This is a genomic window from Nocardiopsis prasina DSM 43845 (assembly GCF_000341265.1).
Taxonomy (GTDB): domain Bacteria; phylum Actinomycetota; class Actinomycetes; order Streptosporangiales; family Streptosporangiaceae; genus Nocardiopsis; species Nocardiopsis prasina.
The window spans coordinates 64,146-85,802 of the sequence record NZ_ANAE01000079.1; the positions used below are offsets into that span (position 1 = coordinate 64,146).

Consider the following 21,657-nt stretch of genomic DNA (forward strand, 5'->3'; position numbering starts at 1 on the left):
CTGTTTCTTGGATCAGTCCGCGCTCGCGACCACCAGGCGGCCTCTCACGCCGATGTCGGCTCCGCCGACACGAGCGAGAGCATCCCGGGCCTAGCCGACCACCTTCACCTGGATGCCCTCCCTCCGGCAGGCGCTGGCCAGGGTGCGATCGGTGCGCGCCTCCACCTTGTACCGGCGCCCGGTCAGGTCCACCGGAACCCCGCTCTCCCGGATACGTGGCGCGATCCGGGGCAGGAGGGTGTACAGCTCGCCCGGCAGGGGCTGTGACCGCACGCCCTCGCCCACCCACAGGGAGTTGTACATGCGGTGGTACCGGGAGAGCCACGCCGTGAGGCCGCCCTCGGGGATGATCCTCCCCGCAGCCAGGTCGTCGCTGATCCCGGTGGTCTCCAGAAGGCGCAGCCACGGGGCGCCGTCGCTGGCCGTATCGGGGAACAGCTCGGCCAGGCCGGGGCGGGACGCGGCTTCCGGGGCGGCCCTCGCGAAGACTTCCTCGGCCTCGTCCAGGAGCCGGTCCGGAATCGCGCGCCCGCGCGCCGCGGCCAGGACGCGTCCCAGATCCTGGGCGCGATCCCCTTCCCCGAGACCGGCCCTCCGGCCGGAGGCGCGCAGCTGGGAGACCAGGTCGCCGGGGAGCGGCGCGCCGCCCACTGCCCAGGTCTCCAGGAGACGGACGAACTCCCGGTGGGCGTCCTCGGGCGGGAACAGGGCCGTGAGCCTGCGCCGCTGTGCCGTCAGTTCCTTGGCGGACAGGGCGCGGTACCGGGCGAAGAGCAGGGCGTTCTCGACGGTGTGGTGAGGGTCGGTCGTGAGCCCGTGCTCGACCTCCGCTCGGCGGGCCCGCGCGTAGGCCGCGCCCGCCTGTCGGGCATCGCCACGGGCCCTCCAGTGCCCGATCGTGTCCCAGACCCAGGGCAGGTGCTCGACCGGAAGACCGAGGTTGTCGACCGCCTTGCTGACCTGGTCGAGCAGTCTGCTCGGCTTGCGTGTCCTGTTGCTGGTGAGCCGTTCGTAGGCGTCGATCAGTTCCAGGGCGGCGGGCAGGTTGGCGGGGTCGTGGGCCCTGGTCCAGTCGGTGTGGAGGGTGGACCGCCAGGGGTCCTGAGGGAGCTTGAGGGGCATGCGGCGAGTATCCCAGCGACCTCTGACAGCTCCGGCTGCGAGGCACTCCCGTGGAACTTGAACATGACAGCTGTGTCAGCTCTGGGGGTGGAGGCCGGGGCCGGAGGTCATCCCCGGGGGAACTGACCGGGTCGGCGCCCCTGGCCGGGACCGCCCGCGTAGGTCTGGCCCACCTCCAGCCACTCCCGGGCGGCGGATCCCTCGGCGGTCAGCGACGTGTCGGCGTGGTGGCGGCGGCGGGTCAGGACCAGGCAGAACTCTTCGGAGTCGCCGCGCACCACCTCCTCCGCACCCTCCGGTCCCATCGTCCAGAGACCGCCGTCCGGGGCGGTGAGCTCCACGCGGACCGGGGTCTCGGGCGCGGGCAGGCCGCGCGCCAGGTAGCTGAAGGACCGGGTACGCAGGGCGAGGTGGACGATGTGGCGCAGCCGCCCCGTGGGTTCGCGGGTGGTGCCCAGCGCGTCCACCACGTCCTGGCCGTGGGCCCAGGTCTCCATGAGCCGTGCCGTCGCCTTGGAGGGAACGCTCATCGGCGGGCCGAACCAGGGCACCCGTGTCCCGGCGGGGGCGTCGAGGAGGGCGCTCCTGAGCGCCTCCGAAGCCGCACGCCAGCGGCTGAGCAGGGTGTCCGGTGCGAGGGCGGCCAGCGGGGCGGCGGCCGTGTCCACGTAGCCCTCGGGATCGGCCATGGCCGCTTCGAGCATCGCCGCGAACCGCTCCGGGGCGGTCACGGCGGTCAGCGCCGACTCGTCGAAGAAGGCCAGGTGGGCGACCTGATCGGTGATGCTCCATCCGGGCGAGGGAGTGGGGCGGGCCCAGTCGGCGGGGTCGATTCCCCGGAGCAGTGCTGCCAGTACCTCCTGTTCGGCTCGCAGGTCCTCGACGAGTGCGGCTGTGTCCACCACAGGGGCTCCTCACGCGGGCGCCGGTCTCCCGGCGACCACAGATCTTGACTGGCTTGTCATGTTCCGCGCACCATAACAAAGTGTGAGCTGGATCTCCCAGGGGGTCCGGCCGGAACCCCCAACGGATGCGAGTGTGCGTACATGACCGCGACCGAAACCCCACGGACGGACCGCTGGAACACCCCCGAACGCGCCGTGCTCCGGGAGACCGTGCGGGCCTTCGCGGCGAAGGAGATCCTTCCCCACGTCGAACAGTGGGAGGACGAGGGCGAACTGCCCCGCGATCTGCACCGGGCCGCGGGGCGGCTCGGGCTGCTCGGACTCGGCCAGCCCGCGTCCGTGGGCGGCGAGGGGGAGATGATCGACCAGCTGGTCGTCTCCGAGGAGGCGGTCCTGGCCGGGGTGCCCACCGGGGTCCTGGCCTCGCTGTTCACCCACACCATCGCCCTGCCCGCCCTGGTCGCGGACGGCCGCGAACACCTGGTGCGCGACTACGTCCGCCCCGCCCTGGCCGGGGAACTCGTCTGCTCGCTCGGGATCACCGAGCCCGACACCGGTTCGGACGTGGCCCACCTCCGCACGCGGGCGGTCCGCGACGGCGACGCGTGGGTGCTCAACGGGGCGAAGACCTTCATCACCTCCGGCTACCGGGCCGACTTCGTGACCGTGGCAGCCCGCACCTCCGGCACCGGGCACGAGGGCATCTCGCTGTTCGTCGTCGACCGGGACACCCCCGGCTTCACCGCCGCTCGCAAACTGGAGAAGATGGGCTGGCGGTCCTCGGACACCGCCGAACTCCACTTCACGGACGTCCGGGTTCCCGACGACCACCTCGTCGGCGGCGTGGACCAGGGCTTCGTCCAGATCATGCGCCAGTTCGCCAGCGAGAGGATCGGCCTGTCCGTGCAGGCCTGCGCCATGGCGCGCCGTTGCGTGGACCTGTCGGTGGCGTGGGTGCGCGAACGCGAGGCCTTCGGCGGTCCGCTGGCCCGCCGCCAGGTCCTGCGCCACCGCCTGGTGGAGATGCACCGCCGGACCGAGGTCGCCACCGCCTACGTGCGGGGGATCGTGGAGCGGCTCCAGGACGGCGAACCGCTCATCGCCGAGGTGGCCATGGCCAAGAACACCGCGACCGAGGCCATGGACTACGTGGTGGACAACGCCGTCCAGCTGCACGGCGGTGCGGGCTTCATGCGCGGCACCGAGGTGGAGCGCCACTACCGGGACGCCCGGGTGTTCAGCATCGGCGGCGGCACCTACGAGATCATGAACGAGGTCATCGCGAAGTTCCTCCCCCTGCGGTGACCAAGGGGATGTGGGGACGAGGGGTACCAGTGGGAAAACAGACGCTGACCGGGCGACCGCCCACGGAACGCGGACGGCGCAAGCGGGGCGCTCTCGTCCAGGCGGCCCGCGAGGAGTTCGAGGAACGCGGGTTCGAGGCGACCAGGATCGCCCAGATCACCGGCCGCGCCGGGATCGCCTACGGGAGTTTCTACACGTACTTCGACTCCAAGGACGAGGTCTTCCACGAGGTCGCCAAGGGGGTGGCCGGGGAGATGTTCGACGCCGCCCGCTCCGCCGCGCCCCCGGGGACGGGCCCCGTGGACCGGATCAGGCACGCCACCGGCCGCTTCCTCACCGCCTACCGGGACAACGCGCGGATCATGCAGGTCATCGAGCAGGTATCGCCGCGCCATCCGGTCTTTCGGACCCTCTTCCTGGAGATCCGGGGGCTCTTCGTCGAGCGCATCAGCACGGGGACCCGCCGCCTCCAGGAGGAGGGACTGGCCTCGACCGACATCGACGTGGAGGCCACCGCGAGCATGCTCGGCGGCATGGTGGAGCACACCGCACGGATGCTGTTCCTCTACGGGGAGGAGCACGACCCCGACGTCGTGGTGGAGACCGCGACCCGCCTGTGGGCGCGCGGTATCGGCCTGGACTACGAGCCCCCGGACCTCGGAGACCGGTGAGGAACGTACAAGACCCCGGCCGGTGCTGCTGGCGAGGATGGGCGCACGGAGACCACAGACGCCCCAGTGCGCTTCGACACCAAGATCGCTGTCCTGCTCCGTGACGACCTGGCCGTCTGGCAACGGCTCAACGTCACGTCCTTCCTGGTCAGCGGTTTGGGAAGTCGTGTTCCGGAGCTGGTCGGCCAACCCTACGAGGACGCCGACGGCACCGCCTACCTGCCGATGTTCCGCCAGCCCGTCATGGTGTTCGAGGCGGACAAGGAGACCCTGACCACGGCGCACGGCCGGGCGCTGTCGAGGGAGGCCGACCTGGCGGTGTTCACCTCCGACCTGTTCGCCACCGGCAACGACCGGGACAACCGGGCCGCCGTTCGCGCGGTCGGCCGGGACTCCCTGGACCTGGTGGGTCTGGCCGTGCACGGGCCCAGGAACGGGGTGGACAGGATCGTCAAGGGCGCGCGGATGCACCGTTGAGGCGGGGCCGGGGCCGCTGCGGGGAACCCTGGCGCAGCGCACGGGCGTAGCGGCCGGGCGGCAGGCCGAGCACCCGGGTGAAGTGCCGGTTCAGGTGGGCCTGGTCGTAGAAGCCCGAGGCGGACGCCGCGTGCGCGGGTGACCCCCCTTCGAGGATCAGTCTCCGGGCCAGGTCCACGCGCCGCCCCACCAGGTACTGGTGCGGCGGCATCCCGAACCGCCTCGTGAACACCCGGGTCAGGTGGGCGGGGTGGGCGTGCAGAAGCGCGGCGGCCTCGGCCAGCGGCACCCCCTCGACGGTGCGCGCGTCCAGGAGGTCACGCAGCTGGTCGGCCAGACCGGGGTCGTCGGCGGTCGCGGCGGACCCCACCGTGCCGCGCAGGTGCTGACGGAGCCGCTCGGAGACGAGTTCGAGCCTGCTCTCCGCCTCCAGGAGGTCTCCCTGCCGGAACAGGGTGCCGTGCAGCTGGTGAATGCGGTGACGCAGGAGGGGATCGTCGAACATCGGACGGTCCACCGCCCGGCCGACCAGCTCCGGGTCGATCTGCTCCGGCTCCAGGTACAGCACCCGTTTGCGCAGCCCCTGCGCGGTGGTGGGCGTGCCGTTGTGCGGGACCTGTGGCGGTAGCAGGGTCACCGTGCGGTCGAGCGCACCGTGCTCGTGGCGGCCCAGGTCGTAGCGGACGGTCCCGGAGTCGATGATGAGCAGCGTCCACGACCGGTGCGTGTGCATCGGGTAGGCGTGCTGGCGCAGGTGGGTGTGGAACACCTCGGCGATGCCGTCGATCTCCGGTCTGAGGACCACCGTGTCCGCGTGGCCGTCCATCCCCGCAGCCTACGCGGCCCCCCCCGAGGCCAGGCGTGTGCCGGGGTGCGCTCTGACACACGGGCCGGGTCGCGCGCCCCGAACGGGATCCACCGCGCGGGAGTCGCGCCCCAGGGCGGGGCGAGCCTCGGCGCCCCGGGGCCGGATGGGCACAATGGCGTCATGACGAGCAATCCCAGCGGTGCACCGGACCGGGCGACGACTCAGGCGTGGCGGGCGATCGGAGGTGCGCCGGACCTGACGGAGCGGGTCTCCCACCGGGGCGCGGGGGACGTGCTTCCCGCCGTGCTGCCCGTGCGTGAACTGGCCCGGGCCACCGTGGGGGCGTGCTCGCTGGCCGCCGCCGAACTGCTGGCGGCGCGCAATGGCGGGCCGATCCCCCGGGCGAGTGTCGACGAGGACGCGGTGGCCACCTCCTTCATCAGCGAACGCCACCTGTTGGTGGACGGCCGCGCGCTGACCCCCTTCGCCTCGCACTCCGGCTTCTGGCCGGCCGCTGACGGCTGGGTGCGCACCCACGCGAACTACCCCCACCACCGTGCCCGACTGCTGGCCGCTCTGGGACTGGACGAGGGCACGGGGCCGGAGGGGCTCGCCGAGAGGTTGGCCTCGCTGTCCGCGCACGACATCCAGGAGCGGGTGTACGCCGAGGGCGGCCTGGCGGTCGCCGTGGCACCCGTGCCCGGAGAGGACGGGGAACCCGGGGCCCCGGGGGGATTTCGCGCGGCCGGGCTCCCGCTGGCTGAGGGCGAGGCCGTGGGCCCGGCGGGCGGGCGCCGCCTGCCCCGGGCGGAGCTGCCCGCCAGCGGGGTGCGCGTGCTGGACCTGACCCGGGTCATCGCCGGACCGGTCGCCACCCGCACCCTCGCGCTACGGGGCGCCGACGTGCTGCGGGTGGACTCCCCGGGCCTGGAGGAGGACCCCGACAGCCACACCGACACCGGGATGGGCAAACGGTCCACCCTGCTGGACCTGGGCACGGCCGAGGGTCGGAGCACCTTCGAGACGCTGTTGGACTCCGCCGACACGGTGGTGACCGGATACCGGCCGGGCGGGCTCGACCGCCACGGTCTGGTCGCGCAGGAGCTGATCGCCCGCCGTCCCGGGCTGGTCGTCGCCCAGCTGTGCGCCTGGGGATGGTCGGGGCCGTGGGCCGACCGGAGGGGGTTCGACAGCCTGGTCCAGGCGGCGAGCGGGATCGCGGCGATCGAGGCCGGTCCCGAGGGGCGTCCGGGCGCGCTGCCCGCACAGGCCCTGGACCACGGCACCGGTTACCTGCTGGCCGCCGGAGTGCTGCGGGCCCTCACCGAACGGCAGGAGGACGGCCGGGGGAGGCACCTGCGGTTCTCCCTCGCGGGTACCGCCGCGTGGCTGATGAACGACATCGCCCCGGAACCGGTGGAGGGCGGCGGGTACGAGCCCGCCGACTGGCTCACCGAGTCCGCGTCCGCGTACGGCACGCTGCGCCACGCGCTCCCACCGGTCTCCTACGAGGGAGGGCCCGCCAACTGGGCCCACGCGTCCACGCGGTGGGGCGGTGACCCGGCGGTCTGGCTCTGAGCGGGGTGCTCCGTCCGGGGATCAGCGGGTCGGGACCGTGAACTCCTCCACGGGCTCCAGACCCCCGTCCAGAAGCGTGAGCCGGTCTCCCGAACCGTCCAGAGGGAAGGTGGTCACGAGGACGCTGTCGTCGTCCGGGAAGGCCGACAGGGAGACGTACTCCAGCTCTGAGTCGCCCTGCGCCACGACCTCGCCCTCCGCGTCCCAGGCGACGAGGAAGCTGCTGTTTCGGCCGGCGTCGTGGCCCGAGGCGAGGATGAGGTTCCCGCCGTCGCCCACGGACACCTCCCTCACCCTGGCGTTCGTGCTCCGGATGTGTTCGGGCAGCCGGAACGTCGTGGGGCCCTCCTCGGACCGGACGTCCCACAGCGCCACCCCGCTCTCCGTGCCGGAGACGACGAACCCGCCCCTGATCTCCGTCGCGTCCCTGAGCTCACGGGACCACCGCCGGAGTTCCGGGACGTCGGGGCGCGGATCTCCTGTGGCCGCGTCCCACACCGCGACGCCGTTGTCCAGGGCGGCGACCAGCAGGTCCCCGTCGGGGGAGGTCCCCACGTCCAGGATCGACCCCTGCCAACCGGTGCCCGTGGCCTCGGGTACCTCGACGCTGTAGAGCTCTTCGCCGTCGTCCACGCGGTAGGCGGTCACCGAGTTCTCGGACTGGCCGTTCTCCCCGAAGTACACAGTCCCGCCGTCAGGGGAGAGGGAGAAGTATCCGCCGTCACCGGCGTCGGGCAGCTCCACCACATGACGCTCGGAATCCTCCAGGCCCCACACGTGGATGGCGGCCGACCCGTCGTTGGCGGACTTCACCGCCTTGCTGGCCAGGAAGGAGCCGTCGGGGGTGGTCGCCAACCGTGAATAGCTGAAGGTGAAGTTCTCATCGGTGTTGGTGAGCCGCTCGACCGCACGAGTCTCGTCCGCCTCGAAGACGTTCACGCCCGCCGAGGAGAGCGTCGCGAAGCGGCCGGTCCCGCCGAGGTGGACGGTGTCCTTGAAACCGCTGTACTGCCTGGTCGGCTCGCTGGGGGTACGGCTCGGTGTCGGGGTGGGAGTGGCGCTGGACTCACTTGTCTGGACGCTCCCCACAGTTTCGTCCCGTGGCGCGCTCTGCTCCGCACTGTTGACGACCAACGCCACGACGGCGACCGCGATGACGGCTGCGGTGCCGACCTTCCAGGGTCCCCACGAGCCGGGCTCCTCCGGGGACGGGACCTGCTCGGCAGCCTTCGCAGGCGAGGCGGGGGCCCCGGCGCTGCCCGACACGCTCCTCCGTGTGGCCTCCGCGGCGCCCTTCCCGGGTTCGTCCGGCTCGGGCCCCGGTTCGGGCGTCTCCGGCTGATCCGGTGCCGAGTCGGTGTCCTCGGCCCGGGACTCCCTGGACTCCTCGGCGGATTCCGCCTCCGGGGCCTCTCCGGAGGCTTCGACCGTCGGGACGACTGCCGGGGCCTCCTGCGCGGCCAGCTCACCGGTCACGGCCAGGGTCGGGACGATCCTGGTGTCGGCGACCGTGCGCAGGACCCTGGTGGCGACCGCCTCGGGCAGCCACTCCGTGGGGTCGTCGTCGCCGCGGGGCAACGCGGTTCCGGCCAGTCCGGCCAGGACGGTGCCCAGCACCGGCCGGTCGCCGGGGTCCTTGGCCAGGCACGCCGTGACCAGCGGGCGCAGGGCGTCCGGCACCCCGGTCAGGTCCGGTTCCTCGTTGACCACCCGGTAGAGCTGCGCGGGGGCGTTGCCCGTGCCGAAGGGCTGGCGGCCGGTGGCGGTGAACAACAGCAGCCCGCCGAAGGAGAACAGGTCACTGCGGGAGTCGACGACCGCTCCCACCGCCTGCTCAGGTGACATGAACGCGGGCGTGCCCAGGGTCTGCCCGGTGCGGGTGAGCTGGGTGGCGTCGGCGGCGCGGGCGATCCCGAAGTCGATCACCTGGGGGCCGCGCGGCGAGAGCAGGACGTTGCTGGGTTTGAGGTCGCGGTGGATCAGCCCCACGCCGTGGATGGCGGCCAGGGCCTCGGCCAGGCCCGCCGCCAGGGCCCGCAGTGAGTCCTCGGGGAAGGGGCCGCTGTCGCGCACCGCGTCGTGCAGGGAGGGTCCGGGGACGTACTCGGTGGCCAGCCAGGGGCGCGGGCCGTCGGTGTCCGCGGACAGGACCCGGGCGGTGTAGGGGCCCCGCACCCGTCGGGCCAGATCGACCTCGCTGGCGAAGCGCGCGCGGAACTCGCGGTCCCCGGCGTACTCGGGGCGGATGACCTTCACCGCGGCCAGGTCGTCCCCGGCGGAGACCGCGAGGAACACGACGCCCATGCCGCCCTCGCCCACGCGTCGGAGCAGTCGGAAGTCTCCGAGCTCTCGGGGGTCGTCGGTGTGCAGCGGTTCCACAGGGCTTCGTTTCCAGACTCGGGGGGCGCTCGCCGAAGCGTAACGGACGCGCCCCCGGGCACCCTCAGTGGCCGGGTTCCTCCGGGGGCGGCCAGGCGTCGCCCCACTCGGCCTTGCGGGCCGCGCGGTAGGTCTGCCCCTGGCGCTTGGACACCACCCGTTCCTCGATCCCGGGGCCGGAGGTGCACAGGCTCAGCGAGACCAGGCCCTTGCGCTTCTGGGGGTGGCGCAGGACGCGGTTGGCGGGGCGGTCCACGGGGTCGCTGGTGGCGGCCACGAACGAGAACTTCTCGTCCTCGAACCCCAGCGTGCCGAACTTGAGCCTGCGCTGGATGCCGGAGCGGTTGAGCCGCTCGGAGAAGTGGCACCAGTCGTCGCCGGGAGCGATGGGGCAGGCTCCACTGTGGGGGCAGGGCGCGGCCACGGTCATCCCCTCCGCCAGGAGGTGCGCGCGGGCGGAGATGACGCGTGCGTACCCCTCGGGGGTGCCGGGTTCGATCAGCACGACCGTCCTGGCCCGCTTGGCCAGGGAGCGCACGACCTCCTCCTGGACCTGCTGGGTGAGCTCGTTGAGCACGTACGACATGGTGGCCAGGTCCACGCGCGGGCCGTCCGGGACCGCGCCGGTGAGCCGGAAGCGTTCCCACACCGAGCCGCTGACCGCCGGAGCCGTGGACCTGCGGGCGATCCGCTTGCCCAGGCTGATGGCGGGGGCCGACTGCTCCAGGACGGTGGTGGAGCGCAGGGACGGCCAGGCGGAGGAGGCGGCCCACACGGCGGCGCCCATGCCGCCGCCGACGTCCAGATGGGTGGCGGGGGAGAACCCCGGCATCGAGGCGGCGGCGGTCCCGAAGGCGGCCTCAGCGGCGGTGAAGGTGGCGGGGAGCCGGTAGGCGGCGTAGGCGACGACGTCGGTGTCCGAGGCCAGGACCAGGTCCTGGGGGTCGACCCTGCCCCGGTACTTCTTCATGAGTTCCTGGACCGACGCGGCCAGCGCGTGTTCGTTGGCCCCGCTGGCGACGCTGTCGATCGCCGCGAAGAGTTCGCTGTTCAGATTCCCCATGCGTGTTTCTTCTCGATCGCCGTTACCAGCGCATCCTATCCGCCGCCCCCACCCGGGCCGGGCGGTGAGCGGAGCGCGACGCGAGGGCTCAGGTGTCCCTGCGGGACTCGGCCTGGGCGATGGCGGAGCGGCAGGTGCGGGCCAGGGAACGGTGGTTGGAGAGGCGCTCCAGCAGGCCGTAGGGGCTGAGGGGGCCGGAAGGGGCATCGCCGGTGGGGCCGCCCTCGGACTCGGTGACCAGGAGGGTGTCCCCGGTGAGCGCGCCCCGGCGGGACCACCGCTCCCACCGCTCGAAGTCCGGGCTGTACTGGTGCGCGAACACGAAGGCGGGTTCGCCCCTTCCCTCCAGAGGGGCGCCGCCACGCGCCCACAGGGTGAGGCCGCCGCTGCTGGACCACTCCTTGGCCGTGACCACCTCGACCTCCGGGCGGCCCGAGCGGTCGCGCACGAGCAGGGCGTCCTCGGCGCGGGTCCGGGGGTGCAGTTCGCGCTGCTCCTCGACCGAGGTCAGGGAGACGATCAGGCGCGGCACCCACCACCAGTTCTCCCGGCGCGCGATCAGGCTGTCCGCGCGCAGCCGTGTGGGCGGGTGCTTGATCGCCTCCTGTTCCACCAGGTGCTCCACGAACTCGGAGCCGTCGAGGTCCTCGACCACTTCGACCGGGCCGGTCCCGACCACCGCCGAACGCCCGCCCGCGTCCTGCGCGCTCACGCTGAAGGCGACGGTCCGGCCCCTGAGCGAGAGGGCGGTTCCGGCCATCGAGTAGGGCAGGGCGACACACGGGGTGTCACGCCACATGAGTGGAACCACGGGAATACCCGAAGGGCCGGAAGACGAGGTCCAGGAGAGTTCGGCGACGGTGGATCGCTGCCAAACCGTGATCAGTTCTGTCAAGGTCAGGCCTTATATGTGAGGAATGCCGCATGTTAATTTCTGGTGACTTTAACCCATACTCCGAATCGGCCGCGACCCCCCAGGTGACGAGCACGGACAGAGGGGGCGCGGTGACGACTTGGACCCGGAGCGTGAAAGGTAGGCCTCGGCCATGCCCGCAGCCCTAGTCCTACTCGCGTCGGTGGCGGTGTTTGCCGTTGGCTACCGTTACTATTCGCGATATTTGACAGAGAAGGTGTACGCGCTCGACCCCGGGTACATCACCCCGGCGCACACCTACAAGGACGGCGTCGATTTCGTTCCGACGAATCGTCACATCGTTTTCAGCCACCACTTCATCTCGGTGGCGGGTGCCGCGCCCATCGTCGGTCCGGCCGTCGCGGTCTTCTGGGGCTGGGGCCCCGCGCTCGCGTGGATCCTGCTCGGTACCGTCTTCGCGGCGGGTGTGCACGACTTCGGCGCCTTGGTGGTGTCGGTCCGGCACAAGGCCCGCAGCATCGGCACCCTCGCGGGCGAGGTCATCAGCAAGCGTTCCCGCACGCTCTTCCTGGTGATCATCTTCTTCCTGCTGACCATGGTGAACGCGGTGTTCGCGGTGGTCATCTCGAACCTGTTCGTGAACTACCCGGCGGCCGTGCTGCCGGTGCTGATCGAGATCCCGCTGGCGATCGCGGTCGGTCAGATCGTCTACAAGAGGCGCACTGCGGCTCTGGTGCCGTCGATCATCGCGCTGGCCCTGGTCTACGTGTGCATCCCGCTCGGCGTGATGTTCCCGATCGACATCACCGGCGTCTCCGAGGCCATGGGGATGACCCCCAACACGGTGTGGGTCATCCTGCTGTTCGTGTACGCGTTCGTGGCCTCCCGCATCCCGGTGTGGATGCTGCTCCAGCCGCGCGACTACATCAACCTGCACCAGATGATGCTGGCCTTCGTGGTCATCGGCCTCGGTGTGATCGTCGGCTGGGACACGATCGTCGCCCCGGTGATCAACAGTGACGTTCCCGCGGGCTCCCCGCCCTGGTTCCCGCTGCTGTTCGTCACCATCGCCTGCGGCGCCATCTCCGGTTTCCACAGCCTCGTGGCGTCGGGGACCACGGCCAAGCAGATCGACAAGGAGACCGACTCCCGGATGGTCGGTTACCTGGGTGCGGCCGGTGAGGGCACGCTCGCGGTCTGCTCGATCCTGGCCTGCACCGCCGGTGTCGTCGCCGCCTCGGCCTCCCCGCTGGCGGACTGGCGCGGGCTCTACAGCGACTTCGGCTCCGCGTCCGCCGGTGCCACCGGCAACTTCGTCGAGGGTGTCGGCCAGTTCGCCAACAACATCGGCGTCCCGCTGGAGATCGGCGTCATCTTCGCGGTGGTCGTGGTGGTCAGCTTCGCCGCCACCACCATGGACACCGGTGTGCGCCTCCAGCGCTACATCGTCCAGGAGATCGCGGAGATCGTCCGCTTCCGTCCGCTGGCGCGCAACCTCACCGCAGCCACCCTGGTCGCCTCGATCGTCCCGCTGTGCCTGGCGCTCATCCCGGGCGACTTCGCCTTCGGTACCCTGTGGCAGCTGTTCGGTACCACCAACCAGCTCACCGCCGGGCTCGCGCTCGCGGTGATCGCGGTGTGGGTGACCAAGCGCGGGCGCAACCCGCTGGCGATCCTCATCCCGCTGCTCTTCCTGCTGGTGATGACCTCGTGGGCGCTGATCGTCAACCTGGTCGCGTTCCTGAAGTCGGACTCTCTGATCGACCTGTTCCTGCTGGCCCCGCTGGACTTCGTCATCTTCGCGCTGGCGATCTGGCTGGTCGTCGAGGCCGGTCTCGCCCTGCGCAAGGCCTTCGCCGCCCGCCGGGCCGGTGAGCTCCCCGAGGCCGACGACGCCGGGGCGGCCCCGTCCGAGGGCACCGCCCCCGACGCGAAGGAGAAGTAACACCGTGGACCCGACGGGTGCGCTCTCCCGCGTGCGTGACGCCTGGAAACGGCTGGAGGCCTTCCACGACGAGGTCTTCGCCTCGCGCTGGCGTCAGGAACTGCGCAGGGAGGCGCGCACCCAGGAGGACACCCTGCGGGCCCTTCTGCTCCTCGAGACCCTGGGAGTGGAGGGGCCCGTCTCCTATGAGACCCTCGACCTCATCCCGTACATGGTGGCCGACCTGCACGAGTGGCACCAGCGCATGGGGCGGGACGATCTGGGCGGACCGGGGGTGTGCTGTTGAGGTTCGGCCGAGAACGCCGTGAGCGAGTGGACCCCGACCCCTCGGAGGCCCCCATCGTCTTCTTCGGCGGCAAGGGCGGGGTCGGCAAGACGACCATGGCCGCCGCACACGCGCTGGGCCTGGCTGACGCCGGGCTGCGCACCCTCCTGGTGTCCACCGACCCCGCGCACTCGCTGGGCGACGCGCTGGACCTGCCCCTGGGAGACCGTCCGGTGCGGGTCTGCGAGAACCTGTGGGCCCGCGAACCCGACGCGGACGCCGCCCTGCGCCGCAGGGTCCAGAAGATCGGAGACGACGCCAGCGCCGCTCTGCCCAGGGAGATCCTGCCCGCCGTCACCCGCCACCTGGACCACGCGGCCGCCGGTCCGGGCATGGCCGAGTCTGCTCTGGCCGACCTGCTGATGGACGCCATGGAGGAGGTTCCCGGCACGTGGGACCGTCTCGTGGTGGACAGCGCCCCCACCGGCCATCTGCTGCGCCTGCTCGAGCTGCCCGAACTGCTCACCCCGTGGGTCCAGGGGTTGGTGCGCCAGCGTGAGCGGGCCGTGGACGCCGATCGCTTCGCCGTGGGAGTGGTGGGCGGCGGTGGCGACGGCGCCCCGGACGATCCCCTCTTGGAGAAGCTGCACGCACGTCGGCGCAAGCTGGAACGGGCCGCCGCGCGCCTGCGTGAGGACGCCCAGGTCCGGCTCGTGCTGGTGCCGCGCCGCATGGTGCTGGCCGAGACGGACCGCGCCGCGGCCCAGCTCGAGCGGACCGGCTTCCGGCTGGGCCGGGTGATCGTCAACCAGGTCCCGGAGGACGTGGACCCCGAGGTCCTGGGTGCCGTCCGGGACCGCTTCGCCGCGCACGGCACGGTGGAGCTTCCCCTGAGCGCCTCGGAGCCCATCGGCCCCGAGGCCCTGCGCGCCCTGGTCGCCCGGCTCGGCTGACCAGCACTCCGCCGCCTGACCCTGACGCCCCCGGCACCGCCGGGGGCGTCCTCCGTTTCCCCGGATACCTCTCTGGGCCGGCGGCCACGCTCCGTCCTTTTGCGCTAACAGAGATCGGATCATCGCAGACTTTTGTCGATTGCCATCAAAAAGGTTATTGACGGTCGCCACAAGGATGCGTAGATTCGTGACTCAGCTCACAGGATGGAGGTCCCCCCGATGGGTTCGACGATGCATCGCAACATGCTTGGGCGACGTTGGCGCGGCTCGATGGCGCTGGGCGCCGTCGCCGTGGCAGGAACGCTGCTGGCCACGGCGTGCAGCACCCCCGAGAGCGGCGGCGGATCGGGCGAGACCGAGGGCCCGTTCACGATCGGGGTCAGCAACGGCTTCATCGGCAGCGAGTGGCGCGAGCAGATGCTGTCCGAGCTGGAGACGGCCTTCGGCGAGTACGAGGCCGAAGGGACCGTCGACCAGTTGGTCGTGGAGAGCGCCGACGTCGACATCAACGGCCAGATCCAGCAGATCCGCAACCTCATCCGTTCGGACGTCGACGCGATCATCGTCAACCCGAACTCGCCCACCGCTCTGGACCAGGTGTTCGCCGAGGCCGCGGAGCAGGGCATCCAGATCGTGGCCATCGACCAGGCGGTGGAGTCCGAGAACGTCGTCAACGTGGTCATCGACCAGGCCGAGTGGGCCTCCCTCTCCGCCCAGTGGCTGGCCGACGAGGTCGGCGAGGGCGGCCGGATCATCGCTGTCAACGGCATCGACGGCCACCCCGCCAACGAGGACCGCTGGTCCGGGGCGAGCGAGGTCTTCGACGCCGCCGGGGTCGAGGTCGTCGCCAACGACTACGCCGAGTGGGACCAGAACCAGGGCCAGACCGTCACCCGCGACCTGCTGGCCAGCAACCCCGACGTCGACGGCGTGTTCGTCCAGGACGGCATGGCGCTCGGCGCGTTCCGCGCGTTGCAGGCCGAGGGCTTCGTGGACGACGTCGTCATGACCGGTGAGGCGCGTGTGGGCTACATGCGCGAGTGGGACGCCCTGCGCTCGGAGGGCGACTACACCAGCATTGGCGTCCCCAACCCGCCGTCGGTCTCGGTGTCGGCCCTGCACGTGGTGATCCGGATGCTCCAGGGCGAGGAGTTCACCGCCGACGGCCTCGACGGCAACAACGCCTGGCTGCCCATCCCGGAGACCATCACCGACGACACCTTCGACGAGCGCTTCGCCGAGGTCTCCGACGAGAACGACGCCTACGCCGTGGACCACGCGCTCACCCCGGAGGAGGCCGACGCCTACTTCGAGTAGTCCGCGCGGGAGCCGGGCGTACCCACCCGTGGCGGAGGCCGCGAACGGACAGGAGCAGGGAGAGAACTCGTGGACTCACCGACGTTTCTGCGCATGAGCGGTGTGCGCAAACGCTACGGAGGGGTCACCGCGCTGGACGGTGCCGACTTCGAGGCCGACTCCGGGACGGTGCACGCCGTCCTCGGGCCCAACGGTTCGGGCAAGTCGACCCTCCTGAAGGTGCTCACCGGGGTGGTCGGCCCGGATGCCGGTCAGGTGCGGTTGGACGGCGCGCCTCTCCGGCCGCGCGGCCCCCGCGACACCCTGACCGCGGGGATCAGCTCCGTGTACCAGGAGCTGTCGCTGGTCGAGGACTTCACCGTGCTGGACAACCTGGTGCTGGGCGTGGAGCCTTCCCGGTTCGGGCTGCGCGACCGCCGCGCCGCGCTGGCCAGGTCCCTGCCGTGGTTGGAGCGGTTCGCCCCGGCCTTCGGCGGCAGGGTTCCGGTCCGCGAACGCGTGAGCGACCTCGACCCCGGGGAGCGCCAGGTCGTCGAGGTGTGCAAGGCGCTGGTCCGCGACCCCCGTGTGCTGGTGCTGGACGAGGCGACCGCCTCCCTGCGGCGCGGCCAGGTGGAGGTGCTCTTCGAGGTCGTGGACGAACTCCGTGCGCGCGGCGTGCTGATCCTGTTCATCACCCACCGGCTGGCGGAGATCTACGCGGTGTGCGACCGCGCCACGGTCATGCGCAACGGGACCGACGTGGCCACGGTGGCAGTGGCCGGGACCCCGGAGGCCGAACTGCTGGAACTGATGTCGGGTCGCCCGAGCGCCGCGCCGTCGGGCACCCGGGGGCCGGGGACCCCCGCCGTGGAAACGCCCACGGAGGGGCCCGCCACCGCCCCGGACGCGACGGCGGCCAAGGACCAGGACACCGACCCCGCCACGTCACCCCGCCTGGAGGTGCGGGACCTGACCGGTGACCGGCTCCACGGGGTCTCCCTCAAGGTCCGCGCGGGTGAGGTGCTGGGGCTCGGCGGACTCCAGGGGCAGGGGCAGTCCGAACTGATGGCGGCCCTCTTCGGCGCCGCCCGCCGGACCGGTGGCACCGTCCTGCTGGACGGTACACCGGTGCGCGCCCGCTCGCCCAAACAGGCCGTCCGGGCCGGGTTCTGTTACGTACCCGGCAACCGCGGCACCCAGGGCCTGGCCCTGGGCCGCCCCATCCTGGAGAACCTCGCCCTGCCCTCGGTGGGCCGCCGGGCCTTCCTGGGCGTGGGTCTGTCGAGGCGCCGCGAGGTCGCGGCCGCCCGTGCGGTGGCCGAACGCGTCAACACCCGCTACGGCTCCCTGAACGACCCGGTCTCCACGCTCTCCGGCGGCAACCAGCAGAAGATCGTGGTCGGCAAGTGGTTCCCCACCGAACCCGCCGTAGTGCTGATGGACGACCCGGCCAAGGGCATCGACGTCGGTGCCAAGGCCGAGATGTTCGACGTGGTGGCCGAGCTGGCCGCGTCCGGGGCGGCCGTGATCGTGGGCTCCAGCGACGACCGCGAACTGGTCGAGGTCTGCGACCGCGTGCTGGTGATGTTCGAGGGGCGGGTGGTGGACGAGGTGTCCGGTGACCGGCTCACCGAGGACACCCTGATCGCCAGCGCCATGCACGTCACCGGCGCCGACGTCGCCGCCGCCCGCGAGGGCCACACGAGCGAACTCCCCGACCCCGAACCGCGTCACGCCGAGGAGGGCGGAGCATGAACCTCCTGAGGGGCACCGGAACACAGGACCTTCCGGGTCCGGTGCGGTCCGTGATGTCCGTACACATGCCGGCCCTCGCCGTGGGCCTCCTCCTGCTGGTCACGGTGACGGCCTCCGCGATCCTCCAACCCGGGTTCTTCTCGCCCTACGGCCTCAGCGCCAGCTTCGCCACCTTCCTGCCGCTGGCCACCATCGCGGCCGCGCAGACCATCATCGTGCTCGGGGGCGGGATCGACCTGTCCATCGGCACCATCGTCACGCTGTCCTCGGCGGTGTCGGTGGTGCTCATGCAGGGGGACGACGCACGCCTGCCGCTGGCACTGGCCGCCGGGCTCGCCACCGGCGCCGCCTGCGGCCTGTTCAACGGCCTCGTGGTGGCGGTCCTGCGGCTGCAACCCATCGTGGCGACCTTCGCCACGAGTTCGGTGTTCGGCGGGCTGGCCCTCCTCGTGCTGCCGTCCCCCGGCGGCCAGGTCTCCCCGATCCTCACCGGGACCTACCGGATGGTCCTGGCGATGTACGTGCCGATCCCCGCCGTGCTGCTCGTGGTCCTCTTCCTCAGCTGGCGGATGATGCGGGGCACCCGCTACGGCCAGCACCTGTACGCGGTGGGCGGCAACGCCGAGGCCGCCTACACCTCAGCTGTCCCGGTGTCGAGGGTGCGCGTGCTGTCGTACACCCTCGGCGGCATGGTGGCCTCTCTCGCCGGGGTGGCGCTGCTGGCCGACGCCGGGGCGGGCGACCCCACCCTGGGCACCGAACTCACCCTCGGGTCGATCGCCGCGCTCGTCATCGGCGGCACCCGGCTGCGCGGCGGCTCCGGCGGGGTCGGCGGGGCGCTGGTGGGCGCGGTGGTGCTCTCCCTCATCCAGGGGCTCGTCTTCTTCGCCGGTGTCCCCACCAACGCCCGTGAGTTCGTCTACGGCTGCGTCATCATCGCGGCGATCGCGCTCGCCGGGCTCCTCACCGCCCGCGAGGGCTCCGCGTCCGGAGCATCAGGAGGCAGAAGATGACCACCACCCTCACCGCGCGCCGCCTGACCAGGGACCCGGTGGTGATCTCCGGTGTGGTCACCCTGCTGCTGTGGGTCGTGGCCAGCTTCTACTCGCCCGCCTTCGCCTCGTGGGGCCACATCGTCACCACGCTGACCGTCGCTTCGTTCCTCGGGGTGATCGCCATCGGCCAGACCCTCGTGATCATCGCCGGGGGAGAGGGCATCGACCTGTCGGTGGGCTCGGCGGCCACCCTGTCCGCGATCGTCGCCTCCCGTTTCATGGACGGCAGCAACGACGGCTTCCTCTTCGCGGTGCTGGTGGCCCTGGGCTCGGCCTGCGTGATCGGGGTGGTCAACGGGATCGGCGTCCTGCTGTTCCGGGTGCCACCCCTGGTGATGACCCTCGGCATGATCGCGGTCGTGGCCGGGTTCATCCGGCTCTACACCGGCGGCCGCCCCGAGGGGTCGGCCGCGCCCCTGCTCAACCAGCTGGTCACCGGCGACACGGTGTTCGGCATCCCCGGGGTCCTCTGGCTGTGGCTCGCGCTGTCGGTCGTGGTGATCTGGCTGCTGCGCCGCACGGCGTTCGGGTGGCGGCTCTACGCGGTGGGCGCCAACCGGACCACGGCCCACCTCTCCGGGGTCAACCCCTCCGCGATCCGGTTCAGCGCCTACGTGCTGTCCTCCCTGTTCGCCGGGGTGGGCGGACTGCTGCTCCTCGGCTACTCCCAGAACGTCTACACGAACCTGGGCGCCGACTACATGCTCAACAGCGTCGCGGCCGTCGTGATCGGCGGGACCGCGCTGATCGGAGGGGTCGGCGGCTACCTCGGCACCATCGTCGGGGCCATCCTGCTGACCGTCCTGAGCGCGCTGCTGCGCACCATGCAGATCGGAGGCGGCGAGTGGGGAGACGCGCCGCGCCAGATCCTCTTCGGCCTGGTTCTGATCGTCGTGCTCACCGCCTACGGCCGTCAGAGACACCTGCGCGCCTGACCCCCCACGGCCGTGGCGGTCACCCCCCGCACCGCCGCGTCCACCACCAACTCCGTACAGCTCAACTCGATGGGGAGACTCCAACGTGACTTCACAGGTGACCGGTCGGCTCGGCGTCGGCATCGTCGGCAGCGGGTTCATCGCCGACTTCCACACCCGTTCCTTCCGAGGGGTGCGCGACGCCGACGTCGTGGCGGTGTGCGGGCGGACGGCGGAGACCGTTCGACAGGTGGGTGACGTCGCCAGGGAGCTGCGTGTGGGCGACCCCACCGGCTACGACGACGTGCGCGCGATGGTGCGCGACCCCGCCGTGCACGCGGTGTGGGTGACCACCCCCAACCACGTGCGGCTGGAGACCGTCCGGGCGATCTGCGAGGAGGTGACCTCCGGCCGGGCCGAACTGCGGGGGATCGCGATCGAGAAGCCCCTGGGGCGCACGGTCGCCGAGGCCGAGGAGGTCCTCAAGCTGGTGGAGGGGGCCGGACTGCTCCACGGTTACCTGGAGAACCAGGTCTTCGCGCCCGGGGTGACGCGCGCCCACGAACTGGTCTGGGCCCGCGGTGCCTCCGTGTCCGGCTCCCCCTATCTGGCGCGGTGCGCCGAGGAGCACAGCGGCCCGCACCGGGCGTGGTTCTGGCAGGGCGAGAACCAGGGCGGCGGGGTCCTCAACGACATGATGTGCCACAGCGTGGAGGCCTCCCGCTACCTCCTCACGCCGCCGGGGACCAAGGCCAGGGACTGGCTGCGCCCGGTGAGCGTGGAGGCGACCATCGCCTGCCTGAAGTGGGCGCGCCCCCACTACGCGGACGAACTGGTCAACCGGTACGGCCCCGAGGTCGACTACCGCAGGAGCCCCTCAGAGGACTACGCGAGGGCCACCGTGGTCTACGTCAACGGCGACGGCCACCAGGTGGTCGCCGAGGCCACCACGTCGTGGAGCTACGTGGGCGCGGGGCTGCGGCTCAACTACGAACTCCTGGGCCCCGAGTACTCCATGTCCTCCAACACCCTCGACACCGAGTCGAAGGTGTTCCTCAGCCGAGAGGTCGCCGGAGGGGTCGGTGAGGACCTGGTGGAGAAGCAGAACGCCGAGGGCGGGCTCATGCCGGTGGTGCCCGACGAGGCGGCGACCTACGGCTACACCGAGGAGAACCGGCACATGGTCGAGCGCTTCCTGGACGGGGCGCAACCCCGCGAGGACCTCCACGACGGCAGGGACGTGACCCGCCTGCTGATGGCCGCCTACCTGTCCGCGCAGGAGGGCCGCCGGGTCGACCTCACCGACCCGGCCACCCAGGAGCGGCTGGCCGCCTTCGTGCCCGACGTCGCCCTTGGCAAGTGGCGCGCCGGGGTCTGAACCCCGTGCGCGCCCGGTCCGTCCGGCCCCCGCTTCCCCAGGGGGCCGGGGCGGGATCGGGCTCCCCTGTCCGGAGAGGACGCCGGAAACACGGATCGGGGCCCTCGACCCCGGCGCGGTGTCACCGGCCGGTGCGGTCGAGGGCCCCGAGGGGACGATCCGGTCAGCGGACCGGCTCCCCCGCCAGCGCCCGGGCCCTGGCCTCCAGGGTGTTCCTGACCCGCTCCAGCTCCCTCGGCGCGCTCTCGTCGAAGTGCGCCTTCATCCAGGTGTCGTCGTAGGGTGCGTCGGCCTTCGCCGTGAACTCGTAGTGCCAGGTCAGGCGCACGCCCTCGGGCAGGTCCTCGTACACCCAGCGCAGGTGCATGTACTCGAACGGTCCGGTCTCCACGCGCACGGCGCGGGCCTCGCCCTCGTCCCGGTACATGGTGCGGTCCGACACCCAGGTCATCACGCGGCCCTGCTCGTCAGGGTGCTTGGTGATCCGGAAGCGGACGGTGTCGCCCTCCTGGTGGATGACGTCCACGGACGCGTGGCCGGGGAAGAGGTCGGTCCACCTGGCCACGTCGTTGGTCACCTCCCAGACCAGGTCGTAGGGCGCGTCGATGAGGGTGCTGTACTGGAGCTTCACTGCCATGGGGGTCACACACCTTCCACAAGGGCGGGGGAGTCGTCGTTGACGAACGCGGTCAGGGCGGTGGGAGAGGGCGAAAGCTCCGCCTCGCTGCCCAGCTTGCGGCCGACCCTGCGCTCGATCTCGGCGACGATGCCGAGCACACCGAGCGAGTCGACGCCCAGGTCCTCGAAGGTCCGGGCCGCCGCGGTCTCCGCGTCGGTCCGTACCCCGGCACTGGTGGAGATCAGCTCCACCAGCTCCTCCAACGTGATCTTTTCCTGCGCCATGGTTCTCC

The 21,657-nt window shown here is 71.6% G+C and carries 20 protein-coding genes; 12 read left to right on the top strand and 8 right to left on the bottom strand.

Translation table 11 applies throughout. The annotated features are described in order from the left end of the window. Nucleotides 1–90 precede the first annotated feature (90 nt). The gene (locus D452_RS0103915; RefSeq protein WP_017542846.1) at nucleotides 91–1,122 is read right to left on the bottom strand and encodes a hypothetical protein; all 1,032 of its coding nucleotides are present in this window, start codon (nucleotides 1,120–1,122) and stop codon (nucleotides 91–93) included. Between the two features lie 107 nt (nucleotides 1,123–1,229). Then, nucleotides 1,230–2,027: a TIGR03084 family metal-binding protein gene (locus D452_RS0103920; protein ID WP_017542847.1), complete on the bottom strand. Its 798-nt coding sequence runs from the start codon at nucleotides 2,025–2,027 to the stop codon at nucleotides 1,230–1,232. Between the two features lie 141 nt (nucleotides 2,028–2,168). On the opposite strand from D452_RS0103920, the gene D452_RS0103925 reads away from it, so the two are divergent. The 3 genes from D452_RS0103925 (at nucleotide 2,169) to D452_RS0103935 (ending at nucleotide 4,480) form a co-directional block, all read left to right on the top strand. Beyond that, complete coding sequence (locus D452_RS0103925) at nucleotides 2,169–3,332, top strand: acyl-CoA dehydrogenase family protein (protein ID WP_017542848.1); 1,164 nt, start codon at nucleotides 2,169–2,171, stop codon at nucleotides 3,330–3,332. Nucleotides 3,333–3,361: 29 nt separating this feature from the next. Further along, nucleotides 3,362–4,003, top strand: a complete 642-nt coding sequence (locus D452_RS0103930; protein ID WP_017542849.1) for a TetR/AcrR family transcriptional regulator — start codon at nucleotides 3,362–3,364, stop codon at nucleotides 4,001–4,003. A gap of 66 nt (nucleotides 4,004–4,069) precedes the next feature. Beyond that, entirely contained in the window at nucleotides 4,070–4,480 is a 411-nt protein-coding gene (locus D452_RS0103935) for a DUF2000 domain-containing protein (RefSeq protein WP_017542850.1), read from the top strand. Here D452_RS0103935 and D452_RS0103940 read toward each other — a convergent pair. Then, the gene (locus D452_RS0103940; protein ID WP_017542851.1) at nucleotides 4,455–5,306 is read right to left on the bottom strand and encodes an AraC family transcriptional regulator; all 852 of its coding nucleotides are present in this window, start codon (nucleotides 5,304–5,306) and stop codon (nucleotides 4,455–4,457) included. The two genes, D452_RS0103935 and D452_RS0103940, sit on opposite strands and share 26 nt — an antisense overlap. Before the next feature lie 162 nt (nucleotides 5,307–5,468). Between D452_RS0103940 and D452_RS0103945 the strand changes: the two genes are divergently transcribed. After that, on the top strand, nucleotides 5,469–6,866 hold the full coding sequence (locus D452_RS0103945) for a CoA transferase (protein ID WP_026128946.1): 1,398 nt from the start codon (nucleotides 5,469–5,471) through the stop codon (nucleotides 6,864–6,866). Nucleotides 6,867–6,887: 21 nt separating this feature from the next. Here the strand turns inward: D452_RS0103945 and D452_RS0103950 are convergent, their stop codons facing one another. The 3 genes from D452_RS0103950 to D452_RS0103960 all read right to left on the bottom strand — a co-directional run bounded on the left by D452_RS0103950 (nucleotide 6,888) and on the right by D452_RS0103960 (nucleotide 11,203). Then, nucleotides 6,888–9,245 (bottom strand): serine/threonine-protein kinase, encoded by a 2,358-nt coding sequence (locus D452_RS0103950; protein WP_017542853.1) that lies wholly within the window; start codon nucleotides 9,243–9,245, stop codon nucleotides 6,888–6,890. Between the two features lie 64 nt (nucleotides 9,246–9,309). Further along, on the bottom strand, nucleotides 9,310–10,308 hold the full coding sequence (locus D452_RS0103955) for a small ribosomal subunit Rsm22 family protein (RefSeq protein WP_017542854.1): 999 nt from the start codon (nucleotides 10,306–10,308) through the stop codon (nucleotides 9,310–9,312). An 88-nt stretch (nucleotides 10,309–10,396) separates the two neighbouring features. Then, nucleotides 10,397–11,203 carry a hypothetical protein gene (locus D452_RS0103960; RefSeq protein ID WP_026128947.1) on the bottom strand — a complete coding sequence of 269 codons (807 nt, stop codon included), beginning with the start codon at nucleotides 11,201–11,203 and terminating at the stop codon, nucleotides 10,397–10,399. A 151-nt stretch (nucleotides 11,204–11,354) separates the two neighbouring features. Between D452_RS0103960 and D452_RS0103965 the strand changes: the two genes are divergently transcribed. The 8 genes from D452_RS0103965 (at nucleotide 11,355) to D452_RS0104000 (ending at nucleotide 20,746) form a co-directional block, all read left to right on the top strand. Beyond that, nucleotides 11,355–13,127, top strand: a complete 1,773-nt coding sequence (locus D452_RS0103965; protein ID WP_026128948.1) for a carbon starvation CstA family protein — start codon at nucleotides 11,355–11,357, stop codon at nucleotides 13,125–13,127. A 4-nt stretch (nucleotides 13,128–13,131) separates the two neighbouring features. Further along, entirely contained in the window at nucleotides 13,132–13,413 is a 282-nt protein-coding gene (locus D452_RS0103970) for a cory-CC-star protein (protein WP_017542857.1), read from the top strand. Then, entirely contained in the window at nucleotides 13,404–14,345 is a 942-nt protein-coding gene (locus D452_RS0103975) for an ArsA family ATPase (protein WP_026128949.1), read from the top strand. The genes D452_RS0103970 and D452_RS0103975 overlap by 10 nt, the downstream gene beginning before the upstream one ends. 243 nt (nucleotides 14,346–14,588) lie before the next feature. After that, nucleotides 14,589–15,662, top strand: coding sequence for a substrate-binding domain-containing protein (locus D452_RS0103980; RefSeq protein WP_239646317.1), 1,074 nt, complete (start codon nucleotides 14,589–14,591; stop codon nucleotides 15,660–15,662). A gap of 69 nt (nucleotides 15,663–15,731) precedes the next feature. After that, on the top strand, nucleotides 15,732–17,399 hold the full coding sequence (locus D452_RS27660; RefSeq protein ID WP_040693065.1) for a sugar ABC transporter ATP-binding protein: 1,668 nt from the start codon (nucleotides 15,732–15,734) through the stop codon (nucleotides 17,397–17,399). Then, nucleotides 17,396–18,412: an ABC transporter permease gene (locus D452_RS0103990; protein ID WP_017542861.1), complete on the top strand. Its 1,017-nt coding sequence runs from the start codon at nucleotides 17,396–17,398 to the stop codon at nucleotides 18,410–18,412. Before D452_RS27660 ends, D452_RS0103990 begins: the two co-directional genes overlap by 4 nt. After that, nucleotides 18,409–19,389 (top strand): ABC transporter permease, encoded by a 981-nt coding sequence (locus D452_RS0103995; protein WP_017542862.1) that lies wholly within the window; start codon nucleotides 18,409–18,411, stop codon nucleotides 19,387–19,389. The genes D452_RS0103990 and D452_RS0103995 overlap by 4 nt, the downstream gene beginning before the upstream one ends. An 85-nt stretch (nucleotides 19,390–19,474) precedes the next feature. Then, the gene (locus D452_RS0104000; protein WP_239646318.1) at nucleotides 19,475–20,746 is read left to right on the top strand and encodes a Gfo/Idh/MocA family protein; all 1,272 of its coding nucleotides are present in this window, start codon (nucleotides 19,475–19,477) and stop codon (nucleotides 20,744–20,746) included. A 163-nt stretch (nucleotides 20,747–20,909) separates the two neighbouring features. On the opposite strand, the gene D452_RS0104005 is transcribed toward D452_RS0104000, so the two are convergent. Both D452_RS0104005 and D452_RS0104010 read right to left on the bottom strand, forming a co-directional pair. Continuing rightward, a complete protein-coding gene (locus D452_RS0104005; RefSeq protein ID WP_026128950.1) occupies nucleotides 20,910–21,383 on the bottom strand; it encodes an SRPBCC family protein in 474 nt (157 codons plus the stop codon). Between the two features lie 5 nt (nucleotides 21,384–21,388). Further along, nucleotides 21,389–21,649 (bottom strand): acyl carrier protein, encoded by a 261-nt coding sequence (locus D452_RS0104010; RefSeq protein ID WP_017542865.1) that lies wholly within the window; start codon nucleotides 21,647–21,649, stop codon nucleotides 21,389–21,391. Between the last annotated feature and the right edge of the window lie 8 nt (nucleotides 21,650–21,657).

Coding starts and splice junctions, on each gene's coding strand:
- D452_RS0103915 (WP_017542846.1), bottom strand. CDS start 1,122: ATGCCCCTCAAGCTCCCTCAGGACCCCTGGCGGTCCACCCTCCACACC.
- D452_RS0103925 (WP_017542848.1), top strand. CDS start 2,169: ATGACCGCGACCGAAACCCCACGGACGGACCGCTGGAACACCCCCGAA.
- D452_RS0103940 (WP_017542851.1), bottom strand. CDS start 5,306: ATGGACGGCCACGCGGACACGGTGGTCCTCAGACCGGAGATCGACGGC.
- D452_RS0103945 (WP_026128946.1), top strand. CDS start 5,469: ATGACGAGCAATCCCAGCGGTGCACCGGACCGGGCGACGACTCAGGCG.
- D452_RS0103955 (WP_017542854.1), bottom strand. CDS start 10,308: ATGGGGAATCTGAACAGCGAACTCTTCGCGGCGATCGACAGCGTCGCC.
- D452_RS0103965 (WP_026128948.1), top strand. CDS start 11,355: ATGCCCGCAGCCCTAGTCCTACTCGCGTCGGTGGCGGTGTTTGCCGTT.
- D452_RS0103980 (WP_239646317.1), top strand. CDS start 14,589: ATGCTTGGGCGACGTTGGCGCGGCTCGATGGCGCTGGGCGCCGTCGCC.
- D452_RS0103990 (WP_017542861.1), top strand. CDS start 17,396: ATGAACCTCCTGAGGGGCACCGGAACACAGGACCTTCCGGGTCCGGTG.
- D452_RS0103995 (WP_017542862.1), top strand. CDS start 18,409: ATGACCACCACCCTCACCGCGCGCCGCCTGACCAGGGACCCGGTGGTG.
- D452_RS0104005 (WP_026128950.1), bottom strand. CDS start 21,383: ATGGCAGTGAAGCTCCAGTACAGCACCCTCATCGACGCGCCCTACGAC.
- D452_RS0104010 (WP_017542865.1), bottom strand. CDS start 21,649: ATGGCGCAGGAAAAGATCACGTTGGAGGAGCTGGTGGAGCTGATCTCC.